Genomic DNA, 25,382 nt, shown 5'->3' with positions numbered 1-25,382 from the left:
ATGCTGGGCGTACCATAAAAACCCGCACGGCTGTTAGCCGTACGGGTTGAAATGATCACAAGTCCAATTCGCTAGATGAGTTCGGCGCTCTCCAGCAGCCGTTCGATGATGGCGGCAACCTCGGCTCTGGTCATGAGGTCTTGAGGCGCCAGACTATCGCTGCCTCTGCCTGACACAATGCCTGCCTGCACACTGTCTGCCACGCCGTTCTTCGCCCAATTCGACACATCCGATGCGTCCGTGAAGGATTGGAGATTCGCTGCTGCCGACTGTTCTGAAGACGCTCCTTGAAGCTCGGTGATCGCCATCGCCTTGGCGATAATGACCATCGCCTGCTCACGGGTGATCTTGTCATTCGGACGGAAGGCGCCGTCTTCGAAGCCATTGATCAAGCCATACGCTGTTGCGGTGTTGACTGCGCTGCTGTACCAAGCGTTCGCCCTGACATCCGAGAAGCTGCTCGTTCCTTCTTCCGGTTTCAAGCCTAATCCGCGTACCAGGATTGCTGCAAATTCCGCGCGGGTGATAGCTTGATCCGGTTGGAACTGCCCGTCTTCAAAACCGCTTATGACCATCCGCGATCCCATATTGTTCACGGCATTCTTCGCCCAATGCTGCTCGACATCGCTGAAGGCGACCGGATAGGAGACAAGCGCATACGTACTGTTCGTCAGGCTGTTGATGACCGCGTACGCCACACCGTCCCGTGTGACGATCTTCATCGGCACCGAGCGAGTCGTGCCGTCCTCGTTCAACACAACAGCGGCCGTAATCATGCTGGCGTCCACGCCGGCTGGAATCGGGATTTCACGCTCGACGAAAGCGTTGAACTTCGTAACTTGCACGGCCTGCCCATTGAATTCAGCCGTTACGGTGAAATCTACTGGCGGTACGATAACTGTAAAGTTACCTTGGATTGAAGCGCTTTCCAGCAGTTCTGCCGCAGCGCTGCCGCTCTTGGCAATGTCAACGTGTACAGTGATATTCTCTAACGCTATTCCTGCTCCCAGCTGTGCGGCAAGCTGTTCGATAGCTATTTCCGACGCCGGAAGCGTATAGCTGCCGTTCGGTGTTCGAACATCCAATGTCGCTTGCTTGTTCTCCATGGCCTTGACCGCCTCGCCTGTGAGGGCAACCGTCACTTTATCGGCCATTGAGGCGACAGGTATGGTCACTACCGACTGACTGGCAGCATGCGTCAACCGTTCTGTCAGCTTCGCTGCGTCCACGGTCACATACAGCACAGCCTGTCCATTCTGCTCAGAGGCGGTTGCCGTGGCTATGGCTTGCTCGGTTTCGCCGTCAATCGTCACAGCGAGATCGGATTCATTCTGATCTATTGGCCCGGACGGTACTCCACCTCCGCCTCCGCTGCCCCCGGTGCTGCCTCCAGAGGAACGGGCCCGCGTCACTTCAATCGTGTAGGTTTTGGATGTGCCGTCTTCTGCGGTAACCGCAATCGAAATCGTATTGACACCCACATTCAAAGCCAATTCCCCGCTCGCTGTTCCACTCGCGAGGGCAACGGCTGCCCCATCGTTCACGCTTACCTTGGCGCTAGCATTCCCATCCGCGAGCGCTGCCGTGACGGTCAGGCTGCGAACGCCGTTCCTTACTCCCGCTGTATACGACGTTTCCAAGGCTGCGAACGCCGGGGACAGCTCGCCGTTTGAAAGCGTCAAGCCGCTTAAATCGGCATTATTGCTGAGCGGTTGAGTGCTGAGTCGTTGAATGATCAGATTATACTTATTATCAGTGCCGTCTTGCGCGGCAACCTGAATTTGTAACGGGTTTTCGCCCACTACAAGATTGGATAACTCATAATGATACACGCTATCCGTCACCGACTGATAGACGGCGTCGGGCACCATCAATGTTTGAGTCGGGTCGCCTTTTGAGATGTAAATATCGACTTTTTCAACATCGTGCCCCACATCCACCGTATAGTTCGCTTGACTTGGATTGAAGTCTAGCGTTCCTGGACTGACGGACAAATCTCCAAGCATCGCATTGCCGCTATGCCACTGCGCGTACAGCGTAGTAGCCGATGCCGGAATCGTGAAGCTTGATCCTGCTGGGTAGCTCGTTCCGCTTCCGTCTGCCGCCGTATTCCATCCTGCGAACGAGTAGCCCGCTTTGACCAGATTGCCTGTGTTCCCTGACACCGTTACGGCTGTGCCATACTCTTCTGTGACTGCCGACGGCACGGTCCCTGTACCGTCATCGCCATTGCCGTTATAAGTCACCGGATAACCATTGATCTTCCACTGCGCATACAGCGTGGTATCCGATGCCGGAATCGTGAAGCTTGATCCTGCCGGGTAGCTCGTTCCGCTTCCGTCTGCCGCCGTATTCCATCCTGCGAACGAGTAGCCCGCTTTGACCAGATTGCCTGTGTTCCCTGACACCGTTATGTCTGTGCCATACCCTTCTGTGACTGCCGACGGCGCGGCTCCTGTACCATCATCGCCATTGCCGTTATAAGTCACCAGATATGGATTCGGGGTCCATACGGCATACAAGGTGGTTTCCTCTGAAATCGTGAAGGTATCCCCTTCCTTATATACCGCTTCGCTAAAGGTACCCGTCGCATTCCAACCCGCGAACGAGTGGCCCGTCTTTGTCAAATCTCCTTGTCCTAACACTTCTACCGTATCGACTATACCAGGGTAATACGCCTTGCTGTCACTCGGAGCCGAACCTTCAGCACCATTTCCATTGTAGGTGATGTGCAGGGGTTCCTCCTGAAGCTCTTGTAATAGGGTTGGACCTGAATGCAATGTCAACTGCTCCAGATCCAGCTCATCCGTTTTCATCACGAACATGACCTGGCCATCCGTCGTGAAGGAGGAAAACCCTCCGCTGGTGGAAGTGACTAAATGTTGCGGGTCCTCTACATCATAATTGCGAAATGTCACGCTGTCCGCTAAAGCAAATACTTCCGTTCTACCGTCGACTAACGCCAATTCACCGCTGTTGTTTATACCGAGGATAGCGAACGCAACATTGCTGTAGCCTTCCACACTCGAATCTTCCATAGTCGCCAGTTGGTAATATTGCGCAGGAATTTCGGGCTTGGAATCATGAATCGCTGTCCCTTCTACCGCACGGCTATTCGTTGAATATGTGTAAGATGGAACCCAGCTTACGTTGTTATCGGTAATATAAGCGCCCACAATGATTTTGTCGGTGGGGTAATTTTCTACAAAAACTCTTGTACATTGAGTAGAAGTTGTTACGATACAGGGTTCATTCGCGTAAATTTCAGTAAAATAATCCGTTGATCCGTCAGAAAAGCGAATTTGGACTTCTTCCCCTGCATGCAACGGCTCTGTCAGGAAAATGGAAAAATTGCCGAATCCTGTTCCAATACATCCGCTTAAGAAAAGAATCAGCAAAAGGAAACTCAAAGGCAAACTTTTTTTCATACGACGCAACAATTCTCTTCACTCCTTATTTTTTGTTTTTGTCGGGACGCCAGCAATGCCGGATTTATAAATACCTTCTTAATCCAAGCTCCAACTATTCCAATTCATACAGGTTCGAAGACCCCTTTAGCATTGACACTTTGCCTAGCACCTTTATCAAGCTGTTCTGATCAATCGGCTTGATCAGATATCCTCTCGCCCCTGCATCGTAGGCTTGTCTCGCATAATCGCCGCTGCTGGCGGAGACGATAACGCGGACAGCAGGCAGCATCTCCTGCAGCTTGCTCGTAAAAGCAAGACCGTTCATCTCCGCCAGCTCGACGGCGGCTATGACCACATCGGGCTTTCGCTTGACGGCTGCGTCCAATGCTTCTCCCGAATTAACGCAGGCTCCCAGCCATTCCACATCGGGAATGGATCTGACGATCTGCTCGACAGCCTCCCGATCAGCAGGCTGATCATCCAGCAACATCAATTTCAACACGCTATGGGACCCGCCCCCCTTGACCATTCGGCTTCCTCCATACTAATAAACGCCAATAAAAGAATAATAAAAGAAATCCGAGGGCAAACGACAAAACCCGCGCGGCTGTTGGCCTCGCGGGTTATTGCGCAAGGTATGAATGTTCATCCGGCATGCCATGACGCTTGCAGTCTCGCATACACCGCTTCCAGTTCCTTCGATGGATCAATGCCCAGCTCCAGACGCAGTCCCTTCACGAAATTTCGGTACAGTTTTGCAAGCGATGCTTGATCCTTCTTGGCGGCATAAGCGTAAAGCAGCAATTCGACCGTTTCCTCATCCAATTCGTTGCGGTTGAATAACTTGTTCAGCATGCGAACCGCTGTTTCTTCTTCGTGCCGTTCCAGAAGCACCTTCGCCAGTTTTTTGACGAAAGCGGCGTACAAGGCGGAAAGGCGCTCCATGTCGCTCAACGCCCAGCCGAACCCCCGCTCCCCGAACAAATCCCCGACATATTGCGCCTCCGACTCCAAGGCTTGCTCCAGATTGGAGGATTCAATCTCCGCCAGACGCTTCACGTTCTCCTCGAATGCGATAAAATCAATGCTGGCATTCACGATGTGCAGCCGATAACCCTCGCTGTCCGATTGAACAATCGATTTCAGCCCGTGAGGGTCGAGCGCCTTCCTGAGATGGTAGACGGACGTATTCAGGTACTTCTCCGCATTGCTTGGCGGCATGTCGCCAAATACATCGGCAATAATCCGGACGCGGGAAACCACTCTGCCCTGATGCAGGAGCAAATAGCCGAACAACTCCGCGCTCTTGCGGGATATCCATTTCACGCTTCCGTGTGCGGTCTGGACCTCCAATCCGCCCAACGCGTAAATGCGGACGGGATTGGCGTCCGGCTCTTCGGCTGTTTCCCGGGAATGAAACAGCGCCCTCGCCCGATTCACCGACATTTCCAAACGCTCGGGCATCACGGGCTTCATGATGTAATCGAGCGCGGCAAGCTCGAAAGCATGCAGCGCGTACTCGTCATTAGAAGTGACAAAGACGATGTGCAGATCGGGATGCAGCTGTGCGATTCGTTCGGCGAACTGAATCCCGGTTTCCCTCGGCATGCTGATATCGACATACGCTACATGCACTTCATGTTCTTCCATATGCCGCACGGCAGAGACCGTATCCTCGAAGCATCCGACGACCTCCACTCCCGGGAACTTGCCGAGCAGCCTCGACATGATATAATGCATCGCCGGCTCATCATCGATGACGATCACTTTCATTCCGCATCGACCTCCTTCCATGTACGCTGTAGACCCGCAGCCGCTTCATGCGTCGGGAGGGTGAAGAAGAACGTACTGCCTTCCCCGGGACGCGCTTCATACCAGATGTCGCCGCCATGCAGACGAACGAATTTGCCGCACAAGTACAGGCCGAGTCCGGTTCCGCTTTCTCCCTCTGTGCCGGGTTCAGAGCCCTGCTGCATCTCGTCGAACAGCGATTTCCCTACCTCCCGGCCAACGCCTGCGCCGGAGTCCTGAACAGATACGGTCACGCTTGTTCCGTTCCGCCGAGCATGGACATGGATGTGCCCGCCCGCTTCCGTATATTTGACTGCATTGAACAGCAGATTGCGCAGAATCATCCCCAGCATGTCCTTATCCGCATACACGTTCGTACCTCCTTGCACAGCCACGGTCATTTGAATGTCCTTCATCGTGATGCGAGGGTGCATCGCTTTGGCCGACTGGCGCACAATCGGCTCCAATTCCCATACAAGCGGATGGAAATTGATTTTTCCCCTCTGGCTGCGAAACCAATTCAGCAAATTCTCCACCAGCCAGTATGTATCCTTGACCTTCTTATTGATTTCCTGGAAGATGCGCGATTCTTCTTTGCCGGCATCCATGAGATCCCCTTCGATAATGTCTGTCAAGTTAACCAGCATGGCCAGCGGATCGCGGATATCGTGCGTGACAATGGCGAACGCTTTATCCTTGAATGCATGCAATTCCTCCAGCTGATTTGCATTGGCCAGAAGCTCTTCCTGATACCGGACGACCTGCGTGACATCGCTAAAGATCAAGACCTTTCCCAGAAAGTTCTGAGACTTGTCATAGATATGGGATATCTTCACATGGTAATGGCTCGTCTCCCCTTCTTTGTGGAGGGAGAGGCGACTCTCGCTATGCTCCCCATCCACAATCTTCGCCAACAGCTGCGGGTTCGACGCAAACAGCGCAGCGATGGACTGCGTCTGGCCGTCCCATGCCTTCAATTCTTCAAATATGCCTTTGGCCGCCTCATTGACATGTGACAGATTGTGATCATAATCCAAGATGATGACGCCATCCTGCATCGTTTCGAACACCTGCTGGTACGCAACAGGCACGAGTCGAAGCATGTTCAACCGATAAATTCCCCAGATATAGATCGAACCTGTCACCAAGAAGCCGAACGGCGTCAGATCCAGACTGTTCCCGTCAGCGGATAGGAGATAGACAATATTGCACAGCCACGGCGCCGAGGCACCGAAGATCAGCATCAAGACTTGCTTGCGTACAATTGGGACAGCCTTCGCATACATTCGCACAAACATGCCCATGCCAACGGCCGCTTCCAAATAAACATACGCAGTGTGTACCCAGTAAAAGGGGCCTTTGCTGAAAATAAACGTAGAGGGCTCCGAAAGACCCGGATCAAACAAGAGATCCCGGTAATAAAGATAGTGGCTGTCATTGGTGAAATACATGATGAACGTCAGGATCGGGATGGCAAACAGGAACGGCAGCACTTTTTTCTTCAGGAAGAAATGATGACCGGTGTAGCTGATGACAATGAGAAGCCAGAAAGTCGTAATAAACGGTATGCCGATATATTGCACCTTCAACCAGAACTTCGCCTGATCCAGGTGGACGCTTATCAGTTCAAAGGCATAGCCAAACGAATAGAAAGAAGCAGCCAGCATGGCCAAAGCGCCATATTTGCCTTCATTCTGTTTTCTTTTTCGATAGGAAAGATAGGCAATCATCAGCATGAGGACCGTTGCCACGAGCAAGATGAAGAACATCCCCATTCTGAAGTCCATTTGCCCACCTCCCCAAGCTAGTTTATAGGAATACTATTGTATATTCGACATTTTCTCAAGATTCCTTTATTGAAATGGCTGCCAAAAAAAAGAGCGACCACAAAATGGCCACCTGTTAAACGAAACTCCCACACGCTACCCAAATCTTGGGCTTTCCTCTAATAGCCTGAGCTTTAGTCCGGTCTTGTTCGGCTTCAAGCTCCCTAACCGAAGGTCTGCCCATATCTGCATGCCATCTGTTGGTAACGGACATCCGTGTCCATTAGCGGCCGTTTTTCGCGTTTTCGGCCATCTTACGGACATGTACGTCCATTAGAGCTGAATGAACGGGCTGAAACCATGATTTCATTCCTCTAATGGACATCCGTATCCGTTACAGCTTGAAAATCAACGAAACGCTGCTCTAACGGTCATCCATGACCGTTGCGCTTCACCACGATTCCCCACACAGCGATTCCATGTACTGCTTGGACTGCATCACGAGCTTTGGCAATTGTTCAGCCGGTAGTACGAGCCGCCTAATCGGCGGTTTCGGCGAACCGTTCATCCTGCCTCCTGCCCGGTCGGATGGCTATCTATGACTGGCTGGCAGGCGATTCCTTCAAAGCAGGCTCCCCCGCTTCCAATAATATTTTGTTTCGGAAGATGAGAGCCGCCAGGATGATAATCAAGACTCCCGTTCCGACGAGCAGCCATTCGATCTGGATCACATCCGCGATCGGGCCGAAGATAAGCATGCCGAGCGGCATCATCGAGGTAGAGATCATCCCCATTACGCCAAACACTCTGCCCAAATAGTCTTCCTCCACTTTCTCCTGCAATAAAACAGTAGCCGGTGTATTGAAAATGGGCATGGACACACCGAACAAGGCCATGAAGGCCAGATAAATCCAAAATATTGGGACGACCCCTAGCGCAAATGTACAGACTCCCATGATCACACTTGCGAATCCCAACGTTGTTATTCTATTTCGGAAGCCTCCCCAGGAAGCAATGACTGCTCCGCCGACCATCATGCCGATGGAAAAGGCAATTTCAATTGCAGTCAACCGCCATACATCGTCGCCAAAGCTGCGCGTTACCTGCAGCGGCGTCAAAAAGGCTGCGGGCGCCATCAGGACAAAAAAGACGGCAAAGAACAAGAAGAACCTCTTCAAGAATCGATGGTTGTTCACATATTGCAAGCCTTGCTTGAAGTCGCTCCAGTAACTTGTCGTCTGTTTCTCCACTGCCTTCTCATGCACAGAGATTTTCAAGAAGCCCAGCAATGTCACAATCGCTATCGCAGCTGTAATGACATCAATAAAAAAGATCACTTCCAAAGAAGCCATTGCAAGCAGCGCCGCGCTGACCACCGGCGACACGAACATGATCATGGCTTGAATGCTGCCGTTTATTCCGTTCACCTTCGTCAGCTTGTCCTTTGGAACAATCTGCGGCAAAATTGCCCCTACGGCCGGCGTTTGTATGCCTGTGCCAAAGGCACGAACCGCCGCCATCACAAAAAGCAGCCATATGGCGTCATACCCCATAATAAAGAGGATGGCGAGGACTAAAGTTGCCGTAGCGATGAGTCCGTCGGCTAAAACGATGAGCATCTTTCGGTTGTAGCGGTCCGCCCAAACCCCCGCAACTGGCGATAACAAAAACGTCGGAATAAAACCGCAAATGATATACAGCGTCATCATCACGCCAGATTCCGTCGTTAGTGTGATATGCCACATGATGGCATATTGCACCAGGGACGAGCCGAAAAGGGAGACGGTTTGGCTGCTTAGAAAGAAAATGATATTCCTTAACCAATTGTTCTTGAGATTATTTTCTGCTGTGCTCATGAATGAACAACTCATTTCTTTGTTAATTTTTTTTTCGATCTATTCACACAGGCTTTTTAAAGGCAACAAAAAAAGAGGGAGTCTGTGTCCCTCTTTTAAATAACCGTAAAATCAAGGTTTCCTTAAAATAGACCGACCAATCCCGTTGCTCTGATCGCAGGCAGCGCTGCAACCCTATTCAATTAGCGAATGAACGTTGGGAAACGCAATCTCATCGACGCTGTCATAAGGACAACCCCCATTTCTTATTGGACGGTCTTATCATAGCAAACGAAACCTGTGAACACAAGATGTGCCTGCGATCTTCACATTAGCCGTAAGCAGCCCGCACACAAACAACCCCCTGCTCTCAAGGAACAGGGGGCTGACTAGGTTAATTGCTATTGCTAGCGTTGCCGATTATAATCCTTCGCCATTCAGATAATTGAAAAATGCTTCGTTCGCCCAGAATGTGTAGGATTCCACTTCCACCTCGGGATCAAGCTTGGAAAAGCCTGCGGCAATGCTTTCCGCATCTTCTGTCAAGGAGAAGGTTTGCGCATAATAGTGTCCGTCCACAATTTTGTTGTTCGCAATCAGCTTGTAGCCTTCTGCATTCGGTTCAACCAACGTGTAAAACAGAGGCTGCCACCAAGAGCCTGCAATCAATCCTGGCTGATCATCCTCATTTTTCTTGGCATACTGCAAAATCACGGACTGGAACGCTTCTTTGTCGGCAGTATTGAAAAATTCGAGCACCAGGTCATATTCCTTGGAGGAGTGAATGTAGTTGCCGTTTTCCGTCAGAACGGCTTTGGAGTTCTCGTCAACGTATGGCTCTCCCCATTCCTTGCGATGCACGTATGCGGATGTTTTCGGCTCGAGTTGCACTCTCGCGTCAATGCCCTCACTGCGCAGCAAACCCAACAATTGAATGGCATGCTGTACATTGGAATGGCCATAAGCAATCGTCAAGGAAGGCACAAAATTCGCATCGTAGCGGTCATCCTTGAGATTGTAGCCTGTGACTACATCTTGCTTCAGCGCATCATCCACGAACGGCTGCAGGTTGGGAATCTCGATGATATCCGAAGTTTGAAAGGCTGTAATAAATTTGCTGTAAATGTCCGCATCGCTTGCAAATCCGATGTACTGCTTGTAAGCGCCGTTCAAGCTCAACACTTTGCCGAGCAAGGTTTGGACAAGCTCTTGTGAAGCAGGTTGATCCGCGGAAAACTCAGCATAGCATTCCTCTGGAATCAGTCCGGTATCTACTGCCGCTGCCAGCTCTCTTGCTGCCGCATCATTGAATGTATCTGCGGAAACACCCAGCTTCTGCAACGCGGCATCCACTTTGCTCTGCGGGTATGTATACGCAAGTTCCTGCAGATGGGACGCACGAAGTGCAATCAGCGATGCTACCCATGGCTGCAACGCTTCATCGGCTGCCACAGTTGGGCCGGACAAAATGCCTTGTGCGTAAAGCGCAGCCGCACTGGCATAGAGAGCGTCGTCTGCTGCCAAATCTGCAAAGGCAACTTCTGCTTCAGGCGCTTGCAGGTCCAGAATTTCAGCTACGTATTGAATGAATTCCCCTTTGGTTACCTCAGACTGGATGGCAATATCATATTTCTCCTCCAGGAATACAGCATATTGTTCAGCGCTGTCTGCCTGAGAACCTGCCGCATTTACCCCGGGGACGGATGCATGAAGCAATAATGCCGCTGCCAGCAGCACGGCAGCAAATAGTTTTGCTGCATAAGGAACCGATTTGGTCTCTGTCATGTTGAACACTCCTTATGTATAATCCCGACAATTTCAGTCGGTATAATGGGTGATGCTATCACCATTTCTTATCCGTGTCAATATGCGCTGGCCAGATACCACCATTTTTCAAGCTTGGATGCCGGCGTTCTCTCATTCGAGCAACAGGCCTCTGAGGATGGCAATCGCGGCTTGCCTGTCACTCGTACCGAGCTTGTTGTAAATCACGCTGACATAATTGCGCACAGTGCCTTCGCTCATAAACAGCGACGAAGAGATTTGACGATTCGAATAGCCTTCGATCATAAGGAGAATAATTTTCCGCTCGCGCTCTGTAAAGACATAACCGCTCTCCCGAATTTTCGCATCGTCAAGCGCATCCGCCCGTTCATCCGACAGCACGGACAGCTTGGCCGCCAGCCGCGAAGCGATGGGAACAGGCAGCATGACCCCGCCGTTCATCGCCTCACGAATGGTATGCACAATCTGTCTGGCTGGCATGTCTTTCAGCAGGAAGCCATCCGCGCCGCCCGCCATCGCATCAACGATAAACCGATCCTCCGCGAACGTCGTCAGCATCAGCACGATCGTCCCCGGCAGCTCGCGCTTCATTCGCTTCATCGCCTCAATGCCGTCCATCACCGGCATCTTGATATCCATCAGCACCACGTCCGGCTTGCATTCCCGGGCCATGCGCAGCGCTTCCAGACCGTTCTCGCACAGGCCAGCGATATGCAGACCGTCCTCCGACTGCAGGATGGTCTGCAGCCCTTCGCGCAGCAGACGCTGATCGTCCACGATGAGAATCGAAATCATAGCACAGACACCTTCCATCTATTTAAATTCGCCGCTTGCGCAACGCCCGATTCAATCTAGCGGCAGCGTAATGGTCAGCTCGCAGCCTAGCGGCTTGCCATCCATGCCTGTCGAAGAACGAATGTGGACTTCTCCTCCAAGCAGCCTCACCCGCTCCGTCATCGACGTTAATCCAAAGCCAGGCACAGCGGAACCGAACGGACTCCCATCATTCGTCAACTGAAATTTCAGATTATTTCCGATCAAGTATATGCGAAACTGCGCTCTCTTGCATTGGCCATGGCGAATGCCGTTCGTCAAGCCCTCCTGAAGCGCATGATGCAGCACATGCTCGGTCATGCGGCCCAGCTTTACATTCGCGGGAATATCGATGTCGGCCTCGATTTCAATCTCCATCGTATCTTCCGTATATCGAATCAGCTCGCGCAACGAATCCGCCAGCGACAACGGCTCCGCCTCATCGCTCTTCAGCAGCTTGACGGATTTGCGAATATCGTCCAGCCCTTTCCGCACGAGACCGATCAGCAAATCCAGCTTTTCGAAGGAAACGGCATTGTGCCGCTCCGCCAGCTTCTTCGTCGCCTCTAATTGAACGATAGCGGCCGTCAGCGTATGGCCGACCACATCGTGCATTTCATAAGCGATCCGGTTGCGCTCCTCCAGTACCGACATCTCCGCCAATGTCTCCGCCTTCTCGCGAAGCGTTGCGCTTAGCGTGCGGTTCGCCTGCTCCAGCTCCGCTGTCCGCCGCTCCACCAACCGCTCCAGGTTATGATGAAACTGCTCCAGCTCCCTGTTTTTGACCAGCAGCTCGGACGCATGGCGCTCAGCGATCAAGTGCACGCGCCGCACTTTGCTCACCAGAACCATCACCATGCAAATCATGAACAGCAGCAAGCTGTTGGGCATGAGCGCTGAGAGTACCCGGTAGCCGTAGCTCCCGGATTGGGCCAGCCATTCCAACAGGCCGGGCAGATAGGGCAGCAGCAGACTTGCCGTCATGCAAATCGAGAATGTACTGAAGCCGCGCAACAGCCAGATTCGCTCCTGTCGGCGGTCAGCCCAACCGGCTGTGTCTGCCGCCCCCCCCATTCATTCTGGCAAATACCGCGAGCGCGACGACGCCGCACCCAAATCCGATGCACGACATGACCGCAATGCTTGGCAACGCAAATCCCAGGTAGAAGCCAGGCACTAACAATGCCGCGGCGGCAACAACCGCCAGATACAGCACGAGCATGCGAAGGACGAGCCGCACGAACGGCTGACGATCCACCTCCATCGCATGGCTGTAGAAGCCTGCACCCGCCCATATCGCAACAGGCGGCAGCAGCAACTGCCAATAGTAGACGCTTTCCATCTCGAAGAACCACTGCAGCGAACGGCAGGACCATAGCAGCGTCAAGCCCATCGACAAGCCAAATAGACTAAACCACCCGTACAGCTTCTCCTTGCGCAGGACGAACAACAAGAGCCCGACAGTTCCTGCTGCCCAACTGAGAAGGGAATAGATGAGCACAGTAAACTCGGATTGGATAAGCGTATACATGACCTGATCCGGTTCGCCGATGATAACCACATCGTTGCCAGTCATAATAGACCGTCCCCACTCCGTCCGAATCAGCAGCTGCTTGCCTGCGTCCTGCGGACTGATGGCCGCGGGATGAATGAGCTTCATGGGATTGGTGTGCCGATGAGCGTTATCCGGATGAAATTGAAAGATCAATGCGCCGTCCAGGAACACTTCGAACTCGTTCATGCCGGTGAAGAACAAATGCGGACTTCGCCAATCCAACTCAGGCAAGGTGCCCTTAAGCCATACGGTCCCTTCATACCCGTTAAGACCAGCGCTGGCAGCGTCTAACGACATCCAATCGTCCGCTTCCGGACGGTCCGGGCCAGTGGAAATAGCCATATCGCCGATTGCCGCAAGCGGCGCGCGATGATGATCCATTCTGCCGCTCTGCTCCATTAGCAGATTGGGCACAAATATGAAGATGACCACCGCGCAGACGAGGCACCATGCTAGCAAAGAAAAGCGCCCTTTTCCTCTCATGACCATACTCCTTTACATAGCGAAAGGCCTCGGTGATCATGCGCAAGCTCTTGGCGGCTGACCTCTCAGCGTGGATATAGCCGTTTCATCAAGCAAAATATGTTTCAAGCTGATAAAAGTGTAGCAAACACTAGCCCGCTCGTACAGAGGTCCGGCGATTCACTGCTAACCGCCTACCCCTGCTTCGTCCACACCGCTCTTCCGTCAGGACGATAAATCACAATCTTGCCGTCATCCTGCACAACCAGACGGCTGCCCGGATTTCCGCCCATGTTGGAGGACCAGCGCAGTCGGCTTCCCTCATCGTAGATGGCGAGGTTGCCGTCCCTTTGCATGATGCATACGCCGGCCGGAGCTCCCGTTCCCGTGGCCCACACCGCTTGCCTCTGAACGGTCGTTGGAGGCGGGTATGTCGCATGACAAGCGCTTAACGCACTCTTCTTCTCATTGATCTGGTTATTCACTTCACGAATCTGGGCCAACAGCTCGGGTTTTTCTCTCGGACCCGCCGTGGCTAATTGCGCTTGCAAATTTCTCAGGCTAATTTGCAAATGTTCGATTTCTGTAGCGATAGGCTGGCATTGCGGGGCGTTCCCGGTTATGATCCGACTGATTTTGTAGAGCACAAGATTGCCGTCCGCTTGGTATACCAAGGAATAGGCGCCATTCGGCGAGTGCAGCCCGCGATCGAATGCCAGCACCTCTCCCGGCTGCATATCGTTGCCCTCCGCCACAGGTCCGGAAGGGAGCCACAAGTCGCGATCAGGCGTCCACGGATGGCGCTCCCACGTCGTCCACCAGCTCTCCGCCTCCGAGGGGACATATCCCCCTTTTTGCTGGCGCTCTCGCACGAGATCCCGCAGCAAATTTTTGAGTGACCGCACTTCTCTCATGGCCTGCAAGCTGGCTTCCATGCGCGGCGCCGGATGAATCGGCCTTCCGTTGCTGTCGTACTTTAATTGATAGCCATTGGCCGCATACTCCAGCTTCCAGATCGCATGCCTCGTCTCGTAGATCAGAATCGTATGCCGGTCGCGGGAATATTGCTCGGCAAGCTGCCGGTAACGGGCTGCATCGGCTTGCCTCGCCTGATACGTATCATCCGCCCGCATGTATCCGTGCGCCATTCGAATATCGATAAGTCCGGGATCGATCGTCATAATATCGTGGATATCATTGTCGGGCTGAATAATCGTTACGTTAACGCCAGGGCTCCAGCCATTATGCGGCTCCACCTCATTCAACACAATTTCATTGGCCATGATATCGCTTGTTGCGCGGTTAATGATATCGCCGACGTTGGCGACGCCCGGGTCGAACGACGGCAGAAGATGGCCGCCAATTGCGCTGCGGGCCGGGTCCATGCTGCTGTCGGACGCCAACACGGCATAGATTTCGGTAGCTCCCGCTTCAATAGCTGCTTGAATCGGGATAATTTCCCTGACTCCGCCATCTACATAGTTTTCGCCGCCGAGCTTGACAGGAGGGAACGCCAGCGGAATCGAGGCTGAGGCCAGCGTACCCTGCACCAGGCTGACGCTCAGAGGCGAGGTGCGCGGAGGATGATTCAAGCTGCAGCTCGCAAGCAGGCCGTTCTGGTGCGTGATTTGATTGTTTAGATCACGGATTTGCTCGACAAGGGCGGCCTTGTCGCCCGTTGCTGCCGTGCGCAGCTGGGCTTGGAGGTTGGATTTGGCCAGCTCCAGCTCCCTGATCTTTGTTGCGATTGGAGCGCATTCCGGCGCCAGCATCGGCCCCGACTGAACGTAAGCGGCGCTGCCCCTCTCCAACAGATTGCCGCTTTCCGTGACGTAGCGCAGGGCGCCGCTTTCCAGCCCGACCACGCCAAGGCGCATTTGGATGCCGCTCTGCCTGACTTTGTTGAGATCGAGCTTGGCCGGATCGTTCAATTTCTCCAGAATCGGGTTCAAATTATAAAGGGAACGCGCTTGCCCATTCACCACCTTGCCAAGCTCCCTCTCCAGCTCCTCAATGCTGCTGACCACTTTTGCCAAATCATAAGCAACCCAGGCCCAGCCTATAGGACCGAGCGCCAGCTTCGCGACCCCCAATCCGACTGTACCGAGCTGATGTCCGGCAGAAGCATTCAGAAATTTCAGAATTTCTGAGTTCTGAATCGTGCCCAGCCACTGTTCTTCTCTCCACATATCCTCGCTTGTTTTCAATTCGCGCCAGATGCCAATGAGACCGCGCAGTCCCCTTGTGGCGTCACTGCCGTTGCCCTCGCCCTCCGTCAGCTTGATGGCATTAATGGCGCCAACTGACGTGCCTGCAATAATTGCGGGACGGATGTTCCGCTCATAGAGATAGCGTACCGCTCCTACTTGGAAATCCCCGCGCGCCCCGCCTCCGCTCAACACCAATCCAACTGTCATCTTATTTCCTCCTCTGTTTGTTTGGCGCCTGTATATCCGCTCAATACATGCGCTTCATCTTTCACAAATCGATTGTAAAAGAAAGACAGTATCGCCAATAGTTACAGAGTGTCATCAGTTGTGTCATGAGCTGTCATAAGACGAGAATCGGCAACCAATGCAAAAAAGCGCAAGCTCCGAGTGCTGCACAGCCTTGGAACCTGCGCTTTTTGTTCATAGAAGTGATAAGCTTGCCGTCACGCTTGCTTGTTCGCAGCGGCAGATTGGACAAGCGGAATCCTCACCTCGAAGGTGCTTCCTTTTCCAAGCTCGCTTCGAACGCGCACGCTTCCGTTATGGAGCTCGACAAGCTCCCTGACGATGGCCAGCCCGAGGCCGGTGGAGTTTTTGTGCTGGAACGGTCTGCCTCTTTCCACCTTGAAGAACCGCTCCCAGATCAGCCCCTGATCCTCCGGCGATATCCCGATTCCCGTATCGGTTACGGTGATCAGGACGCACTCTTCCGACGGCACCGCCATCGCCCTCAGCTCTATTGTACCGTTCTCGGTAAATTTGACCGCATTCTTGATCAGATTGTTCAAGATTTGCTCCAACCGGTCCGGATCGGCATAAGCCTGCGGCGATTCCTCATCCATGACGCAATGGATAACCGTCCCCCGGGCCTCAGCTTCCGGCCGGAATTTGAAAGCGAGCTTGGACAAAATTTCCTGCACGTCGACCGACATGAACACCAGATGGATTTCTTTGTTCTCCAGCTTCATCAGGTCCGTAATATCGTCAACCAGCCGATTCATATGAAGGGTCTCATTATACATGATCTCATAGTATTTGCCCCTGGCTCCCTCTTCGATCAAGCCGTCCTGCAAAGCCTCCAAAAAGCCAAGCATCGCAGTAAGAGGCGTGCGCAGCTCATGAGACACATTGGCCAAAAAATCATGCCGCAGCTGATTCAGCTTCTTCTTATCCTGATCGATGCGCTCCAGCTGCTCCATCATGTGGTTGATCGTCGTCGCCAGCTCTCCGATTTCATCCTTGGAGTTTATCCGAATTCTATCGCTGTAATCGCCGACTGCAATCTTGGCCGCCGCCTTGTCAATCTGCTTGATCGGTCTGGTGATCGACCAGGATAAATAAGACGACACCGCAAAGGAAAAGAAGATGCCGAACAGGGTAACCCAAAGGATCGTTTCTCTAAGCTGAGCTGTAGTTTCATCCATGCCTTTCAGCGGAGAATGCAGAACGATGCCGCCATAGACGTTGTTGTCCTTCCCCCACGGAACCGCAACGGAAAGCATGGCTTCTTCCAGCCCCTCCGTTTGATTCCATATCGCAGCTTCGCCGCGGATGACCTGGCTGACCACCTCTTCGCTGACAACCTTGCCCGCGTTCACCTCATCCTTGGAGGAGGTGACCACAATATTCCCCTCCGCATCAAAAATCCAAATGCGCTTGTCATAGGCTTGGTCAAAAAACAGCAGCAGGTCCTTGAAGCTTTCGTTCGGAATCGGTTGGTTTTGGATCGAGAGATTGACCCGCTTGGCCTGCCGGATCATCTCATTGCTTTTGGAATCGACGATGTAGGTTTTGGCGTAAAAAGAAATGACGAGTCCGACCGCGCAAAGCCCCAGCAGCACCGTAACGATGGAGCTGATCAGGATTTTGCGGAATATGCTTGTATTCGGATTCAAGTACATGCTTCTACCTCGAATTTATAGCCCACTCCCCAGACAGTATGAATGCACGCATGGGGACAAGGGCTCAGCTTTTCGCGAAGTTTCTTGACATGCACGTCCACTGTCCTCATATCGCCTGAAAATTCATATCCCCAAACCTGCTGCAGCAGCTGTTCTCTCGTAAATACGCTGCCCGGAGACTTGGCAAAGAACGCAAGAAGCTCAAACTCCTTGGGCCGCAGATCAATCTTTTCGCTCCCCACGTTGACCTCCCGGCGGGGCACATGAATGACCAAATCATCAAATTCATATTGGGCGGGCGAGTCAGCCTCGATGGCAGCCTGGCCTTTCTGCATTCGGCGGAAGATCGCCTTAATGCGCGCCACGAGCTCCCTCGGGCTGAAGGGCTTGGTCATATAATCGTCCGCTCCGAGTTCAAGGCCGAGCACCCGGTCAATCTCGTCGTTCTTCGCTGTCAGCATAATGACTGGGATCTCGCAACGCTTCATAATCTCCCGGCATGTTTCAAACCCGTCAAGCCCGGGCATCATCACATCCAATATGACGATATCAGGCTTTGCTTCTGCCAGCATCGACAAAGCCGAGGCTCCGTCCGGAGCCTCTACCAGCTCTATCTGCTGCTGACGGAAATAGAGCCGGATTATTTCCCTCACATTCGGATCATCGTCCGCAATCAATACTTTCCAGGGCATAACGGTTCACACCTTTACTATTAGCCTCACTCTATAGTATTCTGACGTTGCCTCCATTTTGGGTGGGTATTATGAAGTGGTATATTTATCCAAAGCAAAAAAGCCTCTCCCTTGCGCAGAGGCCACTAGATAAGGTCCATTTCACTCCTACATGGTTTCATCTACAGGAATCGATATCAGCCGTAATTCTCCCATGATTAGAACGCCATTACTCAGACCTCTCTTTTGTATATTCGCCCCTGATACAAGCCATTATCTACTAATCTTTTTTAGTGTATCACATACAGGGCGGATAATATATGGAAATTGTTTCTTCGGCCAAAAGCGTATTCCTGTTATGCTACCACGAGGACAACGCCGCTCTCTTCCAGGTGTTCGGTGCCACACAAATATACACGTATCCGTTATCCCATGCGATCTCCCCTACTTGGCCAGAGGACGAGGAGGATTCCGGCGTTTTGGATTCCCTGATGCGAATGCTGTCGTCACTGATGTCCAGCCGCGCCTGGGGGTCCGCATTTCCAATGCCGATGTTGCCGCTGCTGCGCATAATGGTGAACGGACTGTCCAGCGCCTCCCCGTCATCCGAGTAACGAATCATTTGCAGGTTGGAGCCGGCATTCCCTCCAGATTCCTCAGAAGCATCGGCGCGTATGGCCCAGCGCGGAGTCGTGACGTTGCCATCAACCGACTTGGCCCAGGTCAAATCGCGAGGGACGCCTTCTGTTCCGGAAATGCGCAGGATGCCATCCATGACATTGAAATTGGAGGAGTGCGTACGAATTTCGGCCACGTCCTGATCGTACGGAATCTCCAGTCGCGTAAACAGCTGGTCCCGGTATTGTCCGTCAGGCGACATCGTCGTTTCGAACGACATATGATTGTGATCATGCTGCTCCGGGTTATTCGCTTTGCCGTGAGAGACGATAGCCGTCTTGTTTTGCCCGTTTTCGTCCAGCCAGGATATGGCGGGCTTCGCCCGCTCTTTCGTCCACTGAAGCCGGATCAGATCCGACAAGTGGCCTTCCGCGGCGATCCACTGCTTGTCCGTGGAGAGGTGGAGCCGTTCATTATGGGGAATCTCCATGCTTCCTTCCGGCGAAGGCGACTCCTTCAAGGAAGCCGCCATCTCGCTGCCGCCCAGAACCATCGCGGAAATGCCCAGAGCCGCGCCGACCAGCAACGATACGATCACACCTTTTAGTTTCATGTTCCTTCCTCCTCCTCCATCCCTGACCGTCGTTCTTCAGTCAGGGATGTGATCTCCATAATTCGGTCCATCTAGCATAATCATGGACAGCGACTCCGGCATAACTGGGGTAAGGGGAGAGCTGTTCCATGACCACTTGCAATTCCGCCTCCATGTCCGTTGCTTGAACCGCATGAAAGGTGGTATGGTCGCCTTCCTTGCTGGGCAGCGTGTCCACTGCAACGATAACGGACTTCTGGAGGGTCGATGCTTCCAGGATGATCGGTTTGGCTATGGCCATAATACCGTTGCTGCCCGAGGCGGTATTGCGATAAGCCATAATGACGACACCGTCCGCCTTCTCCAGCAGCCATGCGCTGAAGGGGTAGCTCGTTCCCGGAACAGAGTAGCCGCCTATCCAGAAGGGAATGTCCAAAAATATCGTCATGCCGGGATCGGTGCTTCTCACTTCTGTTTCAATGAAGCGGATCGTCTCCATCCAACGTTCGAGCACCCAGGTCTGCCGGGTGTGCCAATCGTCGAGCGTGTACGGTTCAATATCAAAGTGATATCCCTGGAAACGCTCCTTCGCATCCACCGAGCTGTTATACTCGGCAACCGCGGCAATAAATCGCTTGATATGGCTTTGATTTTGTTCGTATATCCAATCAGACGCGCCAGCCAGCGCTTCTACCTGGATGCCCAGATCATTGGCGCTTCGGATAAACGCCCGGTATGCCTCCCGATCAGCGGCATTCGTATCATAGCGAATATAGATAGCGGTCAGCTTTTGCTCTGCTGCGAACTGGAGCAAGCGGTCGCGCTCGCGCTCTATTATCGCGCTGTCCCATATCCAGGTAGCCCTTTGCGCCTTGTCCGACGAGGTAACAAGCACCAGGCGACGGTCCTCTATCCAGCGGACATCGGCTCCGAGGCTTTCGCCTACAAGCCCCAGCGGAACCATTGTCCGGCCATTTTTGACGGCTACCGGCGCGTCCAGCTCCATTTCCTTGCCGTTGACGGAGACAACCTGTTCCCCGACTGTGAATTGCACAGCGGTCTGCTGATTGTGAATAGTCCCCTGCTTCGACACGCGGTTCCAGCTCACCTCGGCTCCCAATTTCTCGGCTATCTCTCTTGCCGGCACCAGCGTTCTGCCCGTCTGTTTATCGATATATGGCAGTACATCCGCAAAATCCAGCTTCTCGCCGTTCACCTTCACCTCGGGAGGGACATCAAGAGAGCTCACGATCCACAAGGGGACACTCCCCAAAACCAGGATCATGACAAACCCCGCCATCATCTTAACCATCCCCGCCAATGACTTAATGGGGAACACGCTCCGTCTGTGCATGGAAGACCCGATTCGCCTGTGCCAATTGTTCGGGAGTATTGATGCCGATTGCCTCATTCGCATCGCCAAGAACAACCGCTTCCAACGTCCCCGCTCCTCCGGAAATCCCCATCTCTCTCATGACCTTCACAATATCGGTCAAGTAGAACTCCTGCTGGGCATTGTCATTGGCAATCCCAGGGAGCGCGCGGAACAAGCTTTCATTGTCGAAGCAGAACATTCCCGTGTTGATCTCGGCAATCCGTTTCTGCTCAGGGGTCGCGTCCTTCTCTTCCACGATGTCGATAACCTCGCCGCTAAAGCGGTCGCGAACGATTCTCCCGTATCCGGTCGGATTATCGACAATCGCCGTCAAGACCACACCGGCGCATCGGCTTGCCCTCTGAACGGCAAGCAGCCGCTCGATTGTCGCCTGCCTGATGAGGGGGGTATCGCCCGTAAGCACCAGCGTAGAGCCGGACCGGCCTCCGAGCAGACGCTTGCTCTGAAGAACGGCATGGGCCGTTCCGAGCTGTTGGACCTGCTCGGCATAGTGCACCCTCGGGCCCAGATATTCCTTCACGAGTTCCCCTTGATGCCCGACCACAACCACGATCCGGCTGACCGACATGCCCTCCAGCTTGTTGACCAGATGCCCGACCATCGGTGTGCCGCCGACAGGATGTAGCACTTTGGGCAGTTCGGACTTCATCCGTGTACCCTTGCCCGCAGCTAACAGTACAGCGTAAGTTTCCATGTTGATCAGACCACCCTCCTGTCGTTATTCCACCGTAACGCTTTTGGCCAGATTGCGGGGTTTGTCAATGTCGTTCCCCAGGGCCAAAGAGGCATAATACGCGATCAACTGCAGCGGCACTACCGCCAGGATCGGCGCCAGAAGCTGAAGCGATGGCGGAATAAAGCAGATTTCGTCCGCCGCATTAAGCAGCTCCACATTGCCCTCGACCGTTATCCCCATGACGCGGGCCCCGCGAGCCTTGACCTCTTTAATATTGCTGACCGTTTTCTCGTACAGCTCCATATGCGTGACCAGTGCGATTACCGGCGTATCCTTCTCAATCAGAGCCAGCGTGCCGTGCTTCAGCTCTCCAGCCGCATAGGCTTCCGAGTGGATATAGGAAATTTCCTTCAACTTGAGAGAGCCCTCCAGCGCAACGGCATAGTCCAGTCCCCTGCCGATAAAGAACAGGCTGTCCGCATCCTTGATCGATTCGGCAAACAGCTTCACCTCATTGGCGTTCTCCAGCACCTTCTCTACTTGAACGGGAAGGGCCTTTAAGCCTTGCACCAGCTCTGCATGAAGCTTTTGGCCCAGCGTCCGCTTTTCCTGAGCCAGGTAAATGCTGAATAAGCAGAATGCAAGCAGCTGGGTCGTATAGGCTTTGGTCGATGCCACTGCAATTTCCGGCCCAGCCATCGTCGGAATGACGAAGTCCGCATCCCGCGCAATGGAGCTGGTCGGCACGTTGGTAATGGCCAGCACTTTGGCGCCGCGTCTTCTGCTTTCGTGCAGAGCCGCAAGCGTATCCGCCGTTTCACCCGATTGGCTGACGACCACGACCAGCGTTCGATCGGTGATGATCGGGTCGCGGTACCTGAACTCCGATGCGATGTCGCATTGAACCGGAATGCGCGTTAACTTCTCAATCATCGCGCCGCCCACGAGTCCGGCATGATAAGCGGTGCCGCAGGCGACGATGAAGATTTTCTCCACGTCCTTGAACGCGCCTGCCGCAGGCGCTAATTCCGGAAAGCTCACTTCATCCCGGTCATTGATGCGTCCCAGCATCGTATTTCGAAGCGTTAACGGCTGCTCATGAATTTCCTTCAGCATGAAGTGCTCGAACTGGCCCTTCTCCACCTGGTCGGCATGCCAGTCAATTCGCACCGGCTTGCGGTTCACCGGCTCCCCTGTTTCGGCTTTGATGATCGAGATGCGCTCCGGGGTCATGACCGCTACATCTCCGTCATCGAGAATATGCACGTAGCGGGTATGCTCCAGCAATGCGGCGATGTCTGAGGCAAGAAAGTTTTCCCCTTGCCCTGCGCCAACGACGAGCGGGCTGGACTGCCTGACCGCGACAAGCTTGTCCGGCTCGTGCTCCGTCATGACGCCGAGCGAGTAGGCTCCCTGCAATTTCCGGATCACCGCGCGCACGGCGGCGACGAGATCGCCTTGATACTGCTCGGCCAGCAAATGCGCGATGACCTCGGTGTCCGTCTCGGAAGTAAAGACGATCCCTTTCCGCTCTAGCTCCTTCTTGAGCGCCATATAGTTTTCTACGATGCCGTTATGCACGACCGTGAATTTCCCCGACATGTCCGCATGCGGATGCGAGTTCGCATCCGACGGCTTGCCATGGGTGGCCCAGCGCGTATGACCGATGCCGGCCGAGCCCTTCAACGGGCGATGGTCCAGCCGCCCAGACAAGTTGGCCAGGCGTCCCTCTACCTTGCTTATCTTGATCCGATCTTGCTCCAGCACGGCTACCCCGGCGGAGTCATATCCTCTGTATTCCAGCTTGCTCAATCCGTTCAGCAGAATCGGCTGCGCATCCCTGTTTCCGATATATCCTACAATGCCGCACATGGCGATTGCTCCTCTCTCTTGTATGATTTGTATACTGCGAACTAGACCCCTACCGCGAGTTTCACTTCTCTGCCTTGTATGCCGGCACCCAGTTTGTAAACATTGTCCACCTGCATATCTGCAAAGGCATTGCGTGTGTCGATGATCGGCACGCCCAGATCGGCCAGCTCGCGAATATGGAAGCAGCGGTGATTCGTAATGAGCACCATGCAATCATATTGGGAGAATGCGGACAAATCATAGTCCACGGAACGAACCGTGCTTCCTTGCTCATCCTGGAAGGAGCCGGCATACGGGTCGTAATAATCCACGTAGGCGCCGCTCTCCCGCAGAAGCTCGTACAGCTCCAGCCCCGGCGACTCGCGGAGATCGTCGATATCCGGCTTATACGCCATCCCAAGGATGAGTATCTTGGAATTGCGGATGGACTTCGCGTACATATTGAGCACCTGCGAAGCTTTATTGCGAACGTACTCCGGCATCGTGTCGTTGATCGATTGGGCCAGCTCGATAAATTTGCTGTAGAAGCGGAATTCCTTCGCCTTCCACGACAGGTACATCGGGTCAAGCGGTATGCAGTGGCCGCCGATCCCCGGTCCCGGGTGGAACGGCATAAATCCGAACGGCTTGGTCGATGCCGCTTGAATGACCTCCCAGACGTCGATGCCCATTTTGTCGCACATCATGGCCATTTCATTAATGAACGCAATGTTGATGCTGCGGAACGTATTTTCCAGAAGCTTGGACATCTCCGCCACCTTCGGCGAAGATACGGGAACGACCTGCTTCACCACATGACTGTATAGGGTAACGCCAAGGCTCTTGCACGCTTCGGTCGTGCCGCCGATAACCTTCGGCGTATTATAGGTGTTATAGCTCGCGTTGCCCGGATCGACACGCTCCGGAGAGAAGCAAAGGAAGAAGTCCCGACCCGCTGTCAGTCCATGCTTCTCCAGCTCGCGCTGAATCAATTCCTCCGTAGTGCCCGGATACGTTGTGCTTTCGAGAATGATCAATGCCCCTCGCTTCAGGTTCTTCTTAATCTCACGGACCGCGCTCTTGATATAGGAAGTATCGGGATCCTGATTATCGCTCAGCGGCGTCGGCACGCAGATGCAGATCGCATCCAGCTTCTGAACTGTATGGTAATCGTCGGTCGGCACAAACCGGCCTGACTGAATCGCGCTGGCTATCTCCATGCTCGGAACGTCTTGGATATACGACTCGCCCTTTTGGAGCGCCTCCACCTTGCGGGAATCCAGATCAATGCCGTATACCATAAATCCTCCCTTCACCATCTCCATGCAAAGAGGCAATCCCACATAGCCGAGTCCGATCACCCCAATGTCGGCAATCTTGTTCAGAAACTTGTATTTCAAATTGGTGTACGCATCCATCAGGCCTCAACCTTTCTTTTGTTGTTTTTTTGTGCTGCTTAACCTGGGTTCGTTGGGTTCGGTACGGGCTCAACCCATAGAGGACTATTTTTACGGCCACGAATGTCCGTTAGAGGACATATCGGGCGTTTGAGTCATTGTAGCGGTCACGAATGTCCATTAGAGGGCATATCGGGCGTTTGAGTCATGGTAACGGTCACGGATGTCCATTAGCGCACAATGGAGCGGTCAAAACTTCAGTTTTGGGACTCTAATGGACAGCAACGACCGTCAAAATGGCGAATGAGCGATTTTTGCGCTCTGACGGACATAGATGTCCGTTAGAGGACACGTCGAGCATTTGGGTCATTGCAACGGTCACGAATGTCCATTAGAGGGCATATCGGGCGTTTGAGTCATGGTAACGGTCACGGATGTCCATTAGCGCACAATGGAGCGGTCAAAACTTCAGTTTTGGGACTCTAATGGACAGCAACGACCGTCAAAATGGCGAATAAGCAATTTTTGCGCTCTGACGGACATAGATGTCCGTTAGTGGGCAGACCAGGCGTTTGAGTCAGGGCAACGGACACGGATGTCCATTAGAAGGCATATCGGGCGTTTGAGTCATTGTAACGGTCACGGATGTCCAT

17 protein-coding genes are annotated in these 25,382 nt (G+C 53.4%); all 17 read right to left on the bottom strand.

All coding sequences use genetic code 11. From position 1 onward, the window contains the following. Positions 1–71: 71 nt before the first annotated feature. The 17 genes from XYCOK13_RS17160 to XYCOK13_RS17080 all read right to left on the bottom strand — a co-directional run bounded on the left by XYCOK13_RS17160 (position 72) and on the right by XYCOK13_RS17080 (position 24,750). Positions 72–3,023, bottom strand: coding sequence for an S-layer homology domain-containing protein (locus XYCOK13_RS17160; protein WP_213413470.1), 2,952 nt, complete (start codon positions 3,021–3,023; stop codon positions 72–74). 499 nt (positions 3,024–3,522) lie between these two features. Continuing rightward, the gene (locus XYCOK13_RS17155) at positions 3,523–3,912 is read right to left on the bottom strand and encodes a LytR/AlgR family response regulator transcription factor (protein WP_213413469.1); all 390 of its coding nucleotides are present in this window, start codon (positions 3,910–3,912) and stop codon (positions 3,523–3,525) included. Positions 3,913–4,055: 143 nt separating this feature from the next. After that, the gene (locus tag XYCOK13_RS17150) at positions 4,056–5,183 is read right to left on the bottom strand and encodes a response regulator (RefSeq protein ID WP_213413468.1); all 1,128 of its coding nucleotides are present in this window, start codon (positions 5,181–5,183) and stop codon (positions 4,056–4,058) included. Further along, complete coding sequence (locus XYCOK13_RS17145; RefSeq protein ID WP_213413467.1) at positions 5,180–6,988, bottom strand: sensor histidine kinase; 1,809 nt, start codon at positions 6,986–6,988, stop codon at positions 5,180–5,182. Before XYCOK13_RS17145 ends, XYCOK13_RS17150 begins: the two co-directional genes overlap by 4 nt. Positions 6,989–7,563: 575 nt before the next feature. Further along, a complete protein-coding gene (locus tag XYCOK13_RS17140; protein WP_213413466.1) occupies positions 7,564–8,823 on the bottom strand; it encodes an MFS transporter in 1,260 nt (419 codons plus the stop codon). 399 nt (positions 8,824–9,222) lie between these two features. Beyond that, positions 9,223–10,587 carry a hypothetical protein gene (locus XYCOK13_RS17135; RefSeq protein WP_213413465.1) on the bottom strand — a complete coding sequence of 455 codons (1,365 nt, stop codon included), beginning with the start codon at positions 10,585–10,587 and terminating at the stop codon, positions 9,223–9,225. Between the two features lie 132 nt (positions 10,588–10,719). Then, positions 10,720–11,382 carry a response regulator transcription factor gene (locus XYCOK13_RS17130; protein ID WP_213413464.1) on the bottom strand — a complete coding sequence of 221 codons (663 nt, stop codon included), beginning with the start codon at positions 11,380–11,382 and terminating at the stop codon, positions 10,720–10,722. Between the two features lie 51 nt (positions 11,383–11,433). Then, positions 11,434–12,414: a sensor histidine kinase gene (locus XYCOK13_RS17125; protein WP_213413463.1), complete on the bottom strand. Its 981-nt coding sequence runs from the start codon at positions 12,412–12,414 to the stop codon at positions 11,434–11,436. Between the two features lie 25 nt (positions 12,415–12,439). After that, positions 12,440–13,438 (bottom strand): 7TM diverse intracellular signaling domain-containing protein, encoded by a 999-nt coding sequence (locus tag XYCOK13_RS17120; protein ID WP_213413462.1) that lies wholly within the window; start codon positions 13,436–13,438, stop codon positions 12,440–12,442. Positions 13,439–13,611: 173 nt separating this feature from the next. After that, positions 13,612–15,834, bottom strand: coding sequence for a patatin-like phospholipase family protein (locus tag XYCOK13_RS17115; RefSeq protein ID WP_213413461.1), 2,223 nt, complete (start codon positions 15,832–15,834; stop codon positions 13,612–13,614). Positions 15,835–16,070: 236 nt separating this feature from the next. Further along, complete coding sequence (locus XYCOK13_RS17110) at positions 16,071–17,528, bottom strand: sensor histidine kinase (RefSeq protein ID WP_213413460.1); 1,458 nt, start codon at positions 17,526–17,528, stop codon at positions 16,071–16,073. Then, entirely contained in the window at positions 17,519–18,220 is a 702-nt protein-coding gene (locus tag XYCOK13_RS17105; RefSeq protein WP_213413459.1) for a response regulator transcription factor, read from the bottom strand. The genes XYCOK13_RS17110 and XYCOK13_RS17105 overlap by 10 nt, the downstream gene beginning before the upstream one ends. A gap of 340 nt (positions 18,221–18,560) precedes the next feature. After that, the gene (locus XYCOK13_RS17100; protein WP_213413458.1) at positions 18,561–19,430 is read right to left on the bottom strand and encodes a hypothetical protein; all 870 of its coding nucleotides are present in this window, start codon (positions 19,428–19,430) and stop codon (positions 18,561–18,563) included. Between the two features lie 40 nt (positions 19,431–19,470). Next, on the bottom strand, positions 19,471–20,712 hold the full coding sequence (locus tag XYCOK13_RS17095) for a copper amine oxidase N-terminal domain-containing protein (protein ID WP_213413457.1): 1,242 nt from the start codon (positions 20,710–20,712) through the stop codon (positions 19,471–19,473). A gap of 22 nt (positions 20,713–20,734) precedes the next feature. Next, positions 20,735–21,499: an NTP transferase domain-containing protein gene (locus XYCOK13_RS17090; RefSeq protein WP_213413456.1), complete on the bottom strand. Its 765-nt coding sequence runs from the start codon at positions 21,497–21,499 to the stop codon at positions 20,735–20,737. Between the two features lie 24 nt (positions 21,500–21,523). After that, positions 21,524–23,353: a glutamine--fructose-6-phosphate transaminase (isomerizing) gene (gene glmS, locus XYCOK13_RS17085; protein ID WP_213413455.1), complete on the bottom strand. Its 1,830-nt coding sequence runs from the start codon at positions 23,351–23,353 to the stop codon at positions 21,524–21,526. Between the two features lie 41 nt (positions 23,354–23,394). Continuing rightward, positions 23,395–24,750 (bottom strand): nucleotide sugar dehydrogenase, encoded by a 1,356-nt coding sequence (locus XYCOK13_RS17080; RefSeq protein ID WP_213413454.1) that lies wholly within the window; start codon positions 24,748–24,750, stop codon positions 23,395–23,397. Between the last annotated feature and the right edge of the window lie 632 nt (positions 24,751–25,382).

This window comes from Xylanibacillus composti, assembly GCF_018403685.1.
GTDB lineage: Bacteria > Bacillota > Bacilli > Paenibacillales > K13 > Xylanibacillus > Xylanibacillus composti.
Note: the sequence above shows the minus strand (reverse complement) of the source record. Positions and strands in the feature narration are given on the sequence as shown.